Origin of the sequence: Pedobacter sp., assembly GCF_965227205.1 — a bacterium.
Taxonomy (GTDB): Bacteria; Bacteroidota; Bacteroidia; order Sphingobacteriales; family Sphingobacteriaceae; genus Pedobacter.
Window position 1 is genome coordinate 2150425 of sequence record NZ_OZ245727.1, and the last position, 12896, is coordinate 2163320.

Annotated in this window: 13 protein-coding genes; 12 read left to right on the forward strand and 1 reads right to left on the reverse strand. The window is 36.4% G+C overall.

Annotated features, from left to right (window positions below; all coding sequences use genetic code 11):
- Positions 1 to 35 precede the first annotated feature (35 nt).
- From ACO05K_RS09090 to ACO05K_RS09105, 4 genes are all read left to right on the forward strand, one after another.
- Positions 36 to 1349, forward strand: a complete 1314-nt coding sequence (locus ACO05K_RS09090; protein WP_421944127.1) for a patatin-like phospholipase family protein — start codon at positions 36 to 38, stop codon at positions 1347 to 1349.
- A gap of 50 nt (positions 1350 to 1399) precedes the next feature.
- Complete coding sequence (locus tag ACO05K_RS09095) at positions 1400 to 1597, forward strand: hypothetical protein (RefSeq protein WP_421944128.1); 198 nt, start codon at positions 1400 to 1402, stop codon at positions 1595 to 1597.
- Between the two features lie 66 nt (positions 1598 to 1663).
- Complete coding sequence (locus ACO05K_RS09100; RefSeq protein WP_421944129.1) at positions 1664 to 2299, forward strand: HAD family hydrolase; 636 nt, start codon at positions 1664 to 1666, stop codon at positions 2297 to 2299.
- A gap of 9 nt (positions 2300 to 2308) precedes the next feature.
- Positions 2309 to 2629, forward strand: coding sequence for an Mpo1-like protein (locus ACO05K_RS09105; protein ID WP_421944130.1), 321 nt, complete (start codon positions 2309 to 2311; stop codon positions 2627 to 2629).
- 326 nt (positions 2630 to 2955) lie between these two features.
- On the opposite strand, the gene ACO05K_RS09110 is transcribed toward ACO05K_RS09105, so the two are convergent.
- Positions 2956 to 4143 (reverse strand): proline dehydrogenase family protein, encoded by a 1188-nt coding sequence (locus tag ACO05K_RS09110; RefSeq protein WP_421944131.1) that lies wholly within the window; start codon positions 4141 to 4143, stop codon positions 2956 to 2958.
- A 93-nt stretch (positions 4144 to 4236) separates the two neighbouring features.
- On the opposite strand from ACO05K_RS09110, the gene ACO05K_RS09115 reads away from it, so the two are divergent.
- The 8 genes from ACO05K_RS09115 to ACO05K_RS09150 all read left to right on the forward strand — a co-directional run bounded on the left by ACO05K_RS09115 (position 4237) and on the right by ACO05K_RS09150 (position 12842).
- Positions 4237 to 4443 carry an RNA-binding S4 domain-containing protein gene (locus tag ACO05K_RS09115; protein ID WP_025142770.1) on the forward strand — a complete coding sequence of 69 codons (207 nt, stop codon included), beginning with the start codon at positions 4237 to 4239 and terminating at the stop codon, positions 4441 to 4443.
- The gene (gene aroB, locus ACO05K_RS09120; protein ID WP_421944132.1) at positions 4443 to 5501 is read left to right on the forward strand and encodes a 3-dehydroquinate synthase; all 1059 of its coding nucleotides are present in this window, start codon (positions 4443 to 4445) and stop codon (positions 5499 to 5501) included. Before ACO05K_RS09115 ends, aroB begins: the two co-directional genes overlap by 1 nt.
- Entirely contained in the window at positions 5502 to 6467 is a 966-nt protein-coding gene (locus ACO05K_RS09125; protein WP_421944133.1) for a sterol desaturase family protein, read from the forward strand.
- Positions 6468 to 7468: 1001 nt separating this feature from the next.
- Complete coding sequence (locus ACO05K_RS09130) at positions 7469 to 8302, forward strand: prephenate dehydratase (protein WP_421944134.1); 834 nt, start codon at positions 7469 to 7471, stop codon at positions 8300 to 8302.
- 122 nt (positions 8303 to 8424) lie between these two features.
- Positions 8425 to 9564 (forward strand): chorismate mutase, encoded by a 1140-nt coding sequence (locus tag ACO05K_RS09135; RefSeq protein WP_421944135.1) that lies wholly within the window; start codon positions 8425 to 8427, stop codon positions 9562 to 9564.
- A 151-nt stretch (positions 9565 to 9715) separates the two neighbouring features.
- Positions 9716 to 10987 (forward strand): 3-phosphoshikimate 1-carboxyvinyltransferase, encoded by a 1272-nt coding sequence (aroA, locus tag ACO05K_RS09140; protein WP_421944136.1) that lies wholly within the window; start codon positions 9716 to 9718, stop codon positions 10985 to 10987.
- A gap of 59 nt (positions 10988 to 11046) precedes the next feature.
- The gene (gene aroC / locus ACO05K_RS09145) at positions 11047 to 12144 is read left to right on the forward strand and encodes a chorismate synthase (protein ID WP_421944137.1); all 1098 of its coding nucleotides are present in this window, start codon (positions 11047 to 11049) and stop codon (positions 12142 to 12144) included.
- 89 nt (positions 12145 to 12233) lie between these two features.
- On the forward strand, positions 12234 to 12842 hold the full coding sequence (locus ACO05K_RS09150) for a DUF1684 domain-containing protein (protein ID WP_421944138.1): 609 nt from the start codon (positions 12234 to 12236) through the stop codon (positions 12840 to 12842).
- Positions 12843 to 12896: the final 54 nt, after the last annotated feature.

Genomic DNA, 12896 nt, shown 5'->3' on the forward strand with positions numbered 1-12896 from the left:
GATTCTAAACTATTCGTAACTCAAATTCTAAAATTATGTCTTACAAAATTTTATCGTTAGATGGTGGTGGTTCATGGGCTTTGATACAGGCACGCGTACTACAAGATATTTATGGCGACCTAAACGGGCATGAATTACTTAAAAAGTTTGATATGGTAATTGCAAATTCGGGCGGTAGTCTGGTGCTTGCAACGCTTTGTAATGACATGAAATTAAGCGAAATTATCTCTGTTTTTGAAGATGAAGGTAAACGTAAGCAGGTTTTCTCAAAATTATCCTTCTGGGAAAAACTTAAATGGAGAAACATTGCAAGTTTAACCAACGTTTTAGGCCCCAAATATAGCATGGAACGTAAATTATCTGGCTTAAAAAATGTTTTGCAGGCTTATAATAAACTAATGCTTGCTGGCAAAACAACTCAGCCTACTTTAGATATTAACCTTAACTTACTTCCACAGATTATTGGTAAGCCAGAATTGCAAATATTAATTGTTGGCTTTGATTATTTTAGACAAAGAGCAACCTTTTTCCGCTCTAATACAAAAAGTAAAACCGATGCATTTAGTGGCGGAAAATATTACCAAATTAGTTTAGGTCATGCGATACATTCATCAAGTAACGCTCCCGTTAATTATTTCGATGCACCTGCAGAAATTGAAATTAATCAGCTAAACGGTAACGATATTCGTAAAACAAAAATGTGGGATGGAGCCGTTTCTGGTTTTAACAATCCGGTTTTGGCTGGTTTAATTGAAGCGGTAACCAATAATACAATTCCCTTAAGCGATTATAAAATTTTATCGTTAGGTACAGGAACTGGCGGACAAGCAATGATTGCAGATTATCAGACCTCAAATAATGCTGAGATTCAAAACATCTATCAAAAGAATAAACATAATAAATTAGCTTTTACAGATTATAACTTAACTTTCGTATCTGATATTAAGAAAATGTCGACAAGTATATTGGGAGACCCACCTGATTCGGCAACTTTTATAGCCTATTCCATTTTAGATGCGTCTTTAAGTAATACAGCTTGTTTGGTGAGAATTAATCCTTGTATAAAGCCAGTATTAAATGCTACTACTCAGATTTTTGAAGCTCCAGACGTTTATAAAACACAAACTGACGGGACAGAGAATTTTGCAAGAATAATGGATTTGGATATGGATGCAGTTGCGAATGAAGATGTAGATTTGATTAAACAATTGTGCGTAAATTTTATTACCGGAAACAATGGCTTTACATTGGCAAATCAACTTATTAGAGGCGATGGAAATGGAATGCACCTTGGCGATGATACTTATGCAAAAGCAAAAAGCAGATGGTTAAATTGTAATCCAATTTAATATTTTAACCATTTTGAATAATGTTTTCAACGAAGGTTTTATCTTTATGCATGATAAAAATTGATGAGCATACACCAACATCTGATTTGCTAGGTTTAAAAGAAGGCGCATTAATTGAAAACGACAAGGGAATTTCTGGTATAATTCAAAACATTAATATTAGCGTAACTGATGCATATTGGCTATTTGAATTTGTATTAGATGATGGTAAAGAAATCGAAATAAAGAAGATAAAAAATGTTTGCTAGCCAATTTTGAATTCACGGGCTAAAATCTTAAATATTTAAAGATATTTGCACAAAGTTTAAATACCCATGCAAAATATAAAAAACATCATTTTTGATTACGGAAACGTAATTTTCGACATCGATTTCAGAATTGCGCAAGCATCTTTCCAAAAACTGGGTATTGTAGATATTGAAAATTTCTTTGCGCATAAAGCCCATAATCAACTTTTTGATGATTTTGAAACCGGAGCTATATCTCCGGCAGAATTTCGTGAAGGCATTAGAAAAGCTGCGAATAAACCTGAATTAACTGATGCACAGATTGATGATGCCTGGAACAGTTTATTAATTGGAACCCACCAACAAAATCATAACTTATTGTTAGCTGTAAAAGAGAAATACAGAACTTTTCTTTTGAGCAATAACAACGAAATCCACTATGATTGGATTATCAATTACCTTAAAACAACTTTCGAGCTAAACAATTACGATGATTACTTTGAGAAAGCTTATTTCTCTCAACACATGAAATTGCGTAAACCTAACACCAATATTTTTGAGCAAGTTTTAAAGGACAATAATTTAAACCCGTCCGAAACTTTGTTTATTGATGATAGTCCGCAACATATTGAAGGCGCAAAAAAAGTGGGTTTAAATACACTTTTAATGACTGAAAAACCTGCTCAATTAGAATCGTTTTTGAAAGCCAACGGAATTTTGTAAATTAAAGTTATGGCAGAAAAGAAATACAAATCTCTGAAAGAGTTTTATCCTTACTATTTAAGTGAACATACCAACACCACTTCTCGCATCCTTCATTTTATAGGAACTGGATTAGTTGTTTTGGCATTCTTTACTGGCTTTATGTTTCATAATTGGCTTTTCTTTTTGTCTATGCCGGTTTTGGGTTATGGCTTTGCCTGGGTTGGGCATTTTTTCTTTGAAAAAAATAAGCCTGCAACTTTTGAATATCCGGGTTATAGCTTAGCCAGCGATTTTATTCTATTTTACGATTTGCTCACTGGAAAACAAGGATTTGTGGTAAAGAAATAATATATGATTTCATCATTTTATTTTGCCGCGACTTACAGCTATCGTCACCCTGAATTTATTTCAGGGTCTTAACACAGTAATAAGTTAGCGTTTGCATCCGCTAAATGTTTTTTTGCCACAGAAACACAGAATACACGGAGGAAATGAATCTCTGCGAAATAAGTTACTATATTAAGTTCTTAAACCCGATTGTAGCGAAAATACTTTTGATTAAACCTATAAGGTTTTAAAAACCTTATAGGTTTGAAAAAGATTGGAGCAGAAAGCGGGACTGCATTTTCCGAAGAACTACTTGCTTTCATTTCCAAATCATCAATTTAAAACTTCTAAAGTTTTCTTCTTTTCAATTCCCTTTCAATTAAGCCCAATTCTCTACCGGTTTGGCCGGCAACTGAAGTATTTTCCTGTGCTCTTCTAAACAAATAAGGCATTACAGCTTTAATCGGTCCGTAAGGAACGTATTTGGCCACATTGTAATTTGCATCAGCAAGGTTGAAACTCAAGTTATCGCTCATGCCTAACAACTGTGCGAAATACACATGAGGATGATTATGCACCACTTTTTTCTCCTCTAAAAGATAAGTTAACAGGCGGCTGCTATCTTCATTATGCGTTCCGCAAACAATGGCAATTTCTTCAATATGGTCTACACAATAACGTAACGATTCGTTATAATCTTTATCCGATGATTCTTTGTCAGGCTGAATTGGTGATGGATAACCCAATTCGGCGGCACGTTTACGTTCCTTTTCCATGTAAGCACCACGAACCATTTTCACACCCAAAATAAAACCGGCAGCTTTGGCAATTAAGTGGTCGGCTTTCATATCGGCCAATTTATCGTGGCGGTACATTTGGTAAGTATTGTAAACGATTATGCGTTCCTGATTAAATTTACGCATCATATCTAAAGCCAATTCATCTATGGTATCCTGAATCCAGGTTTCCTCAGCATCAATCATAATTGGCACACCTTTATCAAAAGCAGTGCGACAAATCATTTCACAACGTAACTTAACTTTATCAAATTCTGCTTGTTCTGCTGGTGTTAAAGTTTGCTTTGCATCAAGTTTTTCAAGCAAAGCAAAACGACCGATTCCCGTGATTTTAAATACCGTAATTGGGATGTTTTTATCGCCATCGGCACGTAAAATGGTGCGGATAATTTCCTGGCAAGTTTCATCGAAAACGACTTCTTCTTCTTCGCCCTCCACCGAATAGTCTAAAATAGTTCCAACGCCACCTTTTGCCAATTGAGCAATCGCTTTATCACATTCAGCAATGGTTTCGCCACCACAAAACTGTTGGAAAATAGTTGCTTTAATAGCCCCTTGAATAGGCAAACCAATATTTAGAAAGAAATTGGTAATCGGCGGACCAACCTTTGTTAAAAAGTTACTACCAATCATTTTAAACAACCAATAAGCCTTTTTTAAATCAGCATTGCTCTTCTGGCGAAAAGCCACTTCAGTATTATCAAAGTTGGGTTGTTTACTGGGAGATGAATCAATCATTTGTTATTTAATAAGTCAGACGGATGCAAAATTATAAAAAGCATTGATTGTAGAAATTAAAAACAGCTAAATAATCGTATTTTTGCACCAATAATGATACAATTCAAATTAGAGGGCGAATTTATTCCGTTAATCCAGCTGTTAAAGGCAACCGGATTAGTGGGTACAGGCGGTGATGCTCAAGCTGCTGTAATGGACGGCTTGGTAAAGTGCAACGGCGAAGTCGAATTTCGCAAGCGATACAAGGTTAGAGTTGGCGACATCATCACTTTTGAACAAGATAAAATCGAAGTAATATAATGGAAACCTTAACAAGTGCAGGCCATTCGCTTTATTTCGAAAGCAATTTAGATGCCTTAAAAACGCTTTTGGAAAGCAACAAATACAGCAAAGTTTTTATCCTTGCCGATGAACATACAAGTGAAATCTGTTTGCCTGTTTTTCAAGCGATGATGGATGATTTTGCTGATTTTGATTTAATTGAAACTTCGGCAGGTGAAGAAAATAAGAACATTGATTTTTGCATCGGTATCTGGAAAACCCTTCTGGATTTTGAAGCCGACCGTAAAAGTTTGATGATAAATTTAGGTGGCGGCGTAATTACCGATATGGGTGGTTTTATCGCTTCAACTTATAAACGCGGAATCGATTTCGTAAATGTGCCTACTACCCTACTTTCGCAGGTTGATGCCTCTGTTGGTGGCAAAACAGGTATTGATATTGATAATGTGAAGAACATGGTGGGTACTTTCACCCTGCCGCAAATGGTTTTTATTGAAACAGAATTTTTAAAAACCTTGCCTCAGCGTGAGCTTTTATCGGGCTTTGCCGAAATGATTAAACATGGTTTAATTTACGATAAAGCATATTACGAAAAGTTAAAAACCACTAATTACTTAATGCCATCGGCTGAAGATATTTACCGTTCGGTTGAAATAAAAAATGAAGTCGTAACCATCGACCCGCATGAGAAAAACTTGCGTAAGATTTTAAATTTCGGGCATACGATTGGTCACGCGGTAGAAAGTTATTCGTTAGCAAACGATGAAAATCCACTTACACACGGTGAAGCAATTGCCATTGGTTTTGTGTGCGAAGCTGCTTTATCTATTAAAAACAGTGGTTTAACAAAAGAAGAATTGAAAGATATTAGCGATTATATTTTATCACTATATCCAAAATACGAGATTAAAAAAGAAAGTTTCGAAACGCTTTTAGAATTAATGAAAAGCGACAAAAAGAATGAGGATGGCAACATTTTATTCTCTTTATTAGAAACTACAGGCAAATGCACGTTTAACTGCCGTGTTAGCACTGCCGATATTTTAAGAAGTTTGGATTACTATAACAGTTTATAAATGAAGTACACCGGAAGTGATATTTCTGTAGGCGCATTATTTGGCTTCGTAATCGTTTTAACCCTGGTTGAAATGTATTTTAGCTATGCTCACGACAGAAAATTATACACCAAACGCGACACCTGGACCAACATTTACTTAATGGTTTCGGCAATTGTAATTAACCTTGGCATGAAAACAGCAACATTCTTCCTTTTAGAATATTGCTACCAATTCAGATTGTTCCAAATTTCCAACATCTGGATTTATTGGACGGTTTTAATCCTCGCACAAGACTTTTTGTATTGGTTTTTACATACCGTTGGGCATTATGTTCGCTTTTTCTGGGCGATGCATGTTACACACCACTCGTCAGAACATTTTAATTTAACCACGGGTTTCCGTTCAACCGTTTTCGAACCGTTGTACCGCGTTTTCTTCTATTTGCCTTTGGCATTTATGGGCTTCACGGCGATGGATATCCTTTTTGCTTACCTCGTAACACAGATTTATGGCAATTTGGTTCATACACAATACAAAATCAATTTCCCGAAATGGTATGAGTATATATTCGTAACGCCATCGCACCACCGTGTTCATCACGCCAGCAATGTTCGCTATTTGGATAAAAACATGGGTATGGTTTTAATCCTTTGGGATAGAATGTTTGGAACTTTCCAGGCAGAATTACCTGAAGACGAAATTAAATACGGCTTGACTACGCAACCAAAAGATACCGGACCGGTAAACATTATTTTCCATGAGTTTATTGCTTTAACTGCTGATGTTAAAAAAGCACCGACTTTTATGGATAAAGTAAAATACCTGTTTAACCCGCCTGGTTGGAGCCACGATGGCAGCACAAAAATTGCAAAGGTAATGCAAAGAGAATTGCATGAGGCTGAAGAATCGCTTAAACAAGAAAAAGAAGATAATAAATTGAAAGATTTCAACGAGAAACAAAGAACACTAAGTTCGACAGGATAATATTATAAACGGTCTGTATTTTACAGGCCGTTTTCGTTTAAGGGATTCGCGTATTGCCCACATCCCCTAGTTAGCGGAATAGTCATATTGCCCACGATTTTAATCGTGGGTTATGTTCCAAATTGCAAATCATCGTCAATTGGTATTTCCAAAGAAGATTTTCTTTAAGATTTTGGAAATGTAAGGTTCGGTTCATTTGGCTTATGCAGTCCTGCTATCCATTACAATCTTTTTGTGAATGTCAGTAATAACTTGTTGAGCACCTGGAACAAAAAGTATTTCCATTGCTATCAGGTTTAGGAAGTAAGGAAACTGCTTCTTCGGAAAAACTAATACAACGCTACAATTCAATTTAATTCGATTTATTATCAAACAACAAGAACATAGTCTGCATTTTAAATTTCCACCCAACTAAGCCTAAGCTCAATCTCCCCGTTCTACTTTTAACCGGCCTAACAAATTTTTGGGGATGCACTATATGTGCCAAAGTAGAAACTTCAAAACAAAAATTTTCAGCCGGCAATTTTGTTTCTTTTGTTGTCAAAAGAAAAAAGCCCGTCTGGCTAAGACAAATAAACACCCCGCCCTGCGGGCACCCCTCTAAAAGAGGGGAATACAAATCGCAGAAACCGACCTTTACCAAAATATTCATATATTAACAATCAAATTTTACAGAATCCGAATTGATTAATTGTTTTCTTCTATTACCCTAACCCTCTCAATCATCATATTCACCCATTTCATACCCATCTCAAAAACGGCCTAAATCAAACAAAATTAAATTTTATTAAAAATAATTTCATTTTCCTATTGACAAATTAAATTTTGTTATTACATTTGGCTCATTCAAAAACGAAAATGAAATTATTCAACACATATTACTTTGGTTACTTTTACTTTTTTAGTAAGAGCCGGGGCTAATATGCAAAAAGATATATAACAATATTAAAATGTATAAAAAGTCCCGGCAAACAGCCGGGACTTTTTTGTTTTACGCAAAAATGGAAACGACAAAAAGAGTAGCAATTCAAGGTATTAAAGCATCTTTTCATGAAGAAGCAGCCTACAAGTTCTTTGGTAAAAACATCGAAACGGTAGAATGCAACTCCTTTAAAGAAACCTGCGACAAACTGGAGAAAAATGATGCAGATTTCGTAGTAATGGCCATCGAAAACTCTATTGCAGGTAGCTTGTTACCGAACTATACCTTAATCCGCGATTACGGCTTTTCGGTAGTTGGCGAGGTTTATTTGCCTATTCAATTACACTTAATGGCATTGCCTGGTGTAAAGTTTGAGGATATTAAAATTGTAACCTCCCACCCCATCGCTATTCGTCAGTGCATCGATTTCTTTTACGATTATCCGCACATTAAAATTGTAGAAAGTAATGATACTGCTGCTTGTGCAAAACGCATCCAGGAAGAAAAACTGACAGATACAATGGCCATTGCAAACAACTTAGCCGCAGAACTTTACGGCTTAAACATTTTAGAGCGTCGGGTTGAATCAAACAAAAAAAATTACACCCGTTTCCTTATCCTTAAAAAAGACAAAACAGACGAGGGAAAGAAAATAAACAAAGCGTCAATCTGTTTTCAGGTTGGTCATAAAGCTGGCTCTTTAGCTACTGTACTCAACATCTTCGCGGAACAAGAGGTAAGCTTAACAAAAATACAATCTATGCCTGTGCTTGGTAAAAGAAACGAATATTACTTTTATGTCGACTTAGAATGGCCAAGTACAGAAAAATATGATAATGCCGTTAGAAAAGCATTAAAATACACTTCGAATTTTAACATCCTCGGAGAATATTTAAAGAACGATAAAGTATAAATAAGTCGGAAGTCCTGAGTTAGGAGTCCGAAGATAAATATTAAGAAATATAATAATTAAAATCAAAATATAACTCCGGACACCCGACTACGGACTTCGGACTAAAAAACAAGCCATAAATCATGAAACTTAATTTAAACATTCAACCCCTAAACACTTGGTTAAACGTTAACAACGAACCACTAATTATTTCAGGCCCTTGCAGTGCAGAAACTGAAGAGCAATTATTAACTACTGCACATTTATTAGCTGCAACTGGTAAAGTATCAGTTTTAAGAGCTGGTATCTGGAAACCACGTACTCGTCCGGGAGAATTCGAAGGTATCGGAAGTATCGGTTTAGAATGGTTAAAACGTGCTAAAGCTGAAACTGGTTTACCAACAGCTGTTGAAGTTGCAAATGCAAAACATGTTGAAGAAGCTTTAGCTGCAGGTGTTGATATCCTTTGGATTGGTGCTCGTTCTACAGTAAACCCATTCACGGTTCAGGAAATTGCTGACGCTTTAAAAGGTCACGACGTTCCGGTATTAATTAAAAATCCAGTTAACCCTGATTTACAACTATGGATTGGTGCAATTGAGCGTATCAATGGTGCTGGTATTACTAAAATCGGTGCGATTCACCGTGGTTTCTCATCATTCGAGAAAAGCTCTTTCCGTAACGAACCAATGTGGGAAATGGCGATTCAATTGAAAACTTTATGCCCTGAATTGCCAATCATTAACGACCCAAGTCACATTTGTGGTAACCGTGAGTTAATTCCTTACATCTCTCAAAAAGCTTTGGATTTAGATATGCAAGGTTTAATGATTGAATCTCACGTAGACCCATCAGTTGCATGGACAGATGCTAAACAACAAGTTACCCCTGCTGCATTAGCTGAATTGGTTGACCGTTTAACAGTACGTGAGCCCGAAGCACCAAACGAAGCTTTCGCTGATAAATTAGCTGATTTACGTAAAAACATCGATAAAATTGATGATATTTTATTACAGAAATTGGCTGAACGTATGGCAATTGTTGAGAAAATCGGTGAGTTCAAACGCGATAATCAGGTTACCATTTTACAAGTTAACCGTTGGGATTCGATTATTAAAAAAGGTCATGCTTTTGCAAAAGCTTTAAAATTAGATTTAAACTTTACCGAGAAATTCTTAGAATTGGTACACGGCGAATCTATCCGCAAACAAACTGAAATTATGAATGCTGGTAAAGCTGCACAAGGAATCGCTGCTGAACAACATACTGAAGTTTCGAAATAAGGCTGAAAGTTTAAAGCAGAAAGACTAAAGCTTAAAGACCAAAGTCGAAAACCTACGGCACTAAGTTCTTTGGCTGAAAAATTAAAAACATAAGCTCACTTCAAAGCCCTCCCTACTGGGGAGGGTTGGGTGGGGCTAAACTACAAATACAATGTCAAAAAACGCCTTAGTTTCTTTTAAAGGAACCAAGAATATTAACACGGAAATCCAATTAACAGGTTCAAAAAGCGAATGCAACAGAGCGTTAATTATCAGCGCACTGAGCAAAAAATTGGTTAAAGTTGAGAACCTATCTAATGCAGCCGACACGGTAACATTAAATGGCATTCTTAATACTTTGGAAGATGAACTGGAAGTAGAAATTCAGGAATCAAAAACTGTAGATGTTGGTCCGGCAGGAACGGCAATGCGTTTTCTTTCTGCATATCTATCGGCTAAAAACGGTAACTTCTTACTAACCGGAACGGAGCGGATGAAACAACGCCCAATTGGAATTTTAGCAGAAGCTTTAAAAACACTTGGTGCCGATATTTCTTATGCAGAAACTGAAGGTTTTCCTCCGCTAAATATTGCTGGTCCATTAAATCAAAAAACTGCTGAAGTTAAAATAAAAGGCGATATCAGCAGTCAATATATTTCGGCTTTGCTGATGATTGCACCAATTTTACCTCAAGGGTTAACTTTGGAAATTGAAGGCGAATTAACATCTAAACCATATGTTGATATGACTTTGGATATGTTAGCTGAAGTTGGCATTGAACATTCATGGAATGGAAATTCAATTTCGATTAAACCTCAAACTTTCAAGCCTGGTACATTGGTTGTAGAGCCTGATTGGAGCGCTGCATCTTATTGGTATAGTATTGCAGCCTTGGCTGATGAAGCAGAAATCAGCTTACCTGCATTAAAAGAAAAAAGCTTGCAAGGCGATAGCCAGATTCAAAAAATCATGAAGATTTTTGGCATTGCAACTGAAAAAACTGAAAAAGGAATTTCAGTCAGCAACTTAGGTTTATCATTAGAAACTAGCCAGGTTCTGGATTTAAAAACCTGTCCTGATTTGGCGCAAACGATTATAGTTATTGCCGCTGCTTTGGGTAAAAACATGTCTTTTACCGGATTGGAAACCTTAAAAATTAAAGAAACCGACAGAATTGCTGCCTTACAAAATGAGTTGGCAAAAATTGGTGTGACTTTAACCGAAGATAATCTGGTTTACACTTTAAATACCGACGAACTTCATTTCCCTGATAAAATTACCATTGCCACATATGAGGACCACCGTATGGCCATGGCTTTTGCACCACTTGCCTTATTAATCAACGAAGTTGAAATTGAAGAAATGCAAGTTGTTGAAAAATCTTATCCTTATTTTTGGGAGGATTTGAAAAAAGCGGGGTTTTCAGTAGAAGAACAAGGATAAAAGAACAAAGATTAAAGACTACGAAACATATAACTTATAACCTAAAACTTTTAACTTAAATGGCAGGCAACTCATTCGGACAATTATTTCGCATCACCACCTTTGGTGAATCTCATGGCGTAGCCATTGGGGTAATTATTGATGGCTGTCCGGCGCAATTGGATATCGACATGGATTTTATTCAATCAGAATTGGATAAACGTAAACCAGGTCAATCTAAAATTACTACACAAAGAAAAGAAAGCGATACGGTTCAAATTTTATCGGGTGTTTTCGAGGGTAAAAGTACAGGAACGCCAATTGCTTTGTTAATTCCTAACGAAGACCAACGTTCGAAAGATTACGGTCATAATGTTGATGTTTATCGCCCAAGCCATGCTGATTATGTTTACGATGCAAAGTATGGCATCCGCGACCATCGTGGTGGCGGACGTTCATCTGCCCGTGAAACGGCTGCTCGTGTAGCAGCAGGTGCAATTGCCAAATTGTTTTTAAAACAGCAGGGTATCGAGATTTTTGCGCATGTCACTTCCGTTGGAACCATCGAAGCGCCGAATTTAGAAAGTAACGATTTATCAGCTTTGCTTGATATTAGGGAAGAAAATATTGTACGTTGTGCCGACCCAGCAACTGCACATGAAATGATTGAATTTATTGATTCAGTTAGAAAAGATGGCGATACCGTTGGTGGTAAAATTGGTTGTGTAATTAAAGGTTGTCCAGCTGGTTTGGGCGAACCTGTTTTTGATAAATTACATGCTGATTTAGGCAAAGCAATGTTAAGTATTAATGCCGTTCATGGTTTTGAATACGGTTCTGGCTTTGCCGGAAGCGAGTTAAGAGGTTCTCAACATAACGATATTCCTCAACCAAAAGCGGCTGATTCAAAAGTTTTCAAAACGACAACAAATTTTGCTGGTGGTATTTTGGGTGGTATTTCAAACGGAATGGATATTACTTTTAAAGTGGCATTTAAACCCGTTGCAACGATTATGCATAACCAACAAACCATTAATGCTGCTGGCGAAGCTTCTGAAATTAAAGGCAAAGGCCGTCATGACCCTTGTGTGGTACCAAGAGCGGTTGTCATTGTTGAAGCAATGGCTGCTTTGGTTTTAGCCGACCAGTTTTTAAGGAATAAAGCGAGTATTGTTTAAAGCAAATTGTCATCCTGAGCTTGTCGAAGGACTTTACAGAACGGTCTTCGACAAGCTCAGACTGACAGTTTAATATAAGTACGAATATTATGAAATTTCTCCCTATTCTATTTCTTTTCATCAGCATTAATACTTTTGCTCAAACATACAATGAGCAAATAAGCAAGCATCGCAATAACTACAAACAAGATTTTGTCAAAGAATCCAATTCCCCATTAAAGGAAGCTGATTTAAAAAATCTTCACTTTTATGATGCAGATAGCAGTTATAAAGTTTTAGCCATTGTTGAACCACTGAAAAATGAGAAGGTATTTAAAATGCCTACCTACGACGGAACGAGTAAGGAATTTTATCGCTTTGCGAAGATAAAATTTAATTTAAACGGACAGGAAACCGTAATGACGTTGTATAAAAATGTTGCTTTGGCGAGTAATCCGGCATATAAAGATTTACTCTTTCTGCCTTTTACCGATGAAACAAATAATAAGGAAACTTATGGCGGTGGAAGATATATTGATTTGAGTTCAAAAGAAATCATCGATGGCAAAATCGAGGTCGATTTTAACAAAGCATACAACCCCTACTGTGCTTACAGCGATGGCTATCGTTGCCCGGTTCCACCAGAAGAAAACGATTTATCATTAGAAATTAAAGCGGGAGAAAAGCTTTATACTGGTGAAAAGAAGCATAGAAAGTAGCCTTAACATTAAGTCTGTAATTATAGATTTAATAATTACCTTTAATGTTTAAAT

Coding starts and splice junctions, on each gene's coding strand:
- ACO05K_RS09090 (WP_421944127.1), top strand. CDS start 36: ATGTCTTACAAAATTTTATCGTTAGATGGTGGTGGTTCATGGGCTTTG.
- ACO05K_RS09095 (WP_421944128.1), top strand. CDS start 1,400: ATGATAAAAATTGATGAGCATACACCAACATCTGATTTGCTAGGTTTA.
- ACO05K_RS09100 (WP_421944129.1), top strand. CDS start 1,664: ATGCAAAATATAAAAAACATCATTTTTGATTACGGAAACGTAATTTTC.
- ACO05K_RS09105 (WP_421944130.1), top strand. CDS start 2,309: ATGGCAGAAAAGAAATACAAATCTCTGAAAGAGTTTTATCCTTACTAT.
- ACO05K_RS09110 (WP_421944131.1), bottom strand. CDS start 4,143: ATGATTGATTCATCTCCCAGTAAACAACCCAACTTTGATAATACTGAA.
- ACO05K_RS09115 (WP_025142770.1), top strand. CDS start 4,237: ATGATACAATTCAAATTAGAGGGCGAATTTATTCCGTTAATCCAGCTG.
- aroB (WP_421944132.1), top strand. CDS start 4,443: ATGGAAACCTTAACAAGTGCAGGCCATTCGCTTTATTTCGAAAGCAAT.
- ACO05K_RS09125 (WP_421944133.1), top strand. CDS start 5,502: ATGAAGTACACCGGAAGTGATATTTCTGTAGGCGCATTATTTGGCTTC.
- ACO05K_RS09130 (WP_421944134.1), top strand. CDS start 7,469: ATGGAAACGACAAAAAGAGTAGCAATTCAAGGTATTAAAGCATCTTTT.
- ACO05K_RS09135 (WP_421944135.1), top strand. CDS start 8,425: ATGAAACTTAATTTAAACATTCAACCCCTAAACACTTGGTTAAACGTT.
- aroA (WP_421944136.1), top strand. CDS start 9,716: ATGTCAAAAAACGCCTTAGTTTCTTTTAAAGGAACCAAGAATATTAAC.
- aroC (WP_421944137.1), top strand. CDS start 11,047: ATGGCAGGCAACTCATTCGGACAATTATTTCGCATCACCACCTTTGGT.
- ACO05K_RS09150 (WP_421944138.1), top strand. CDS start 12,234: ATGAAATTTCTCCCTATTCTATTTCTTTTCATCAGCATTAATACTTTT.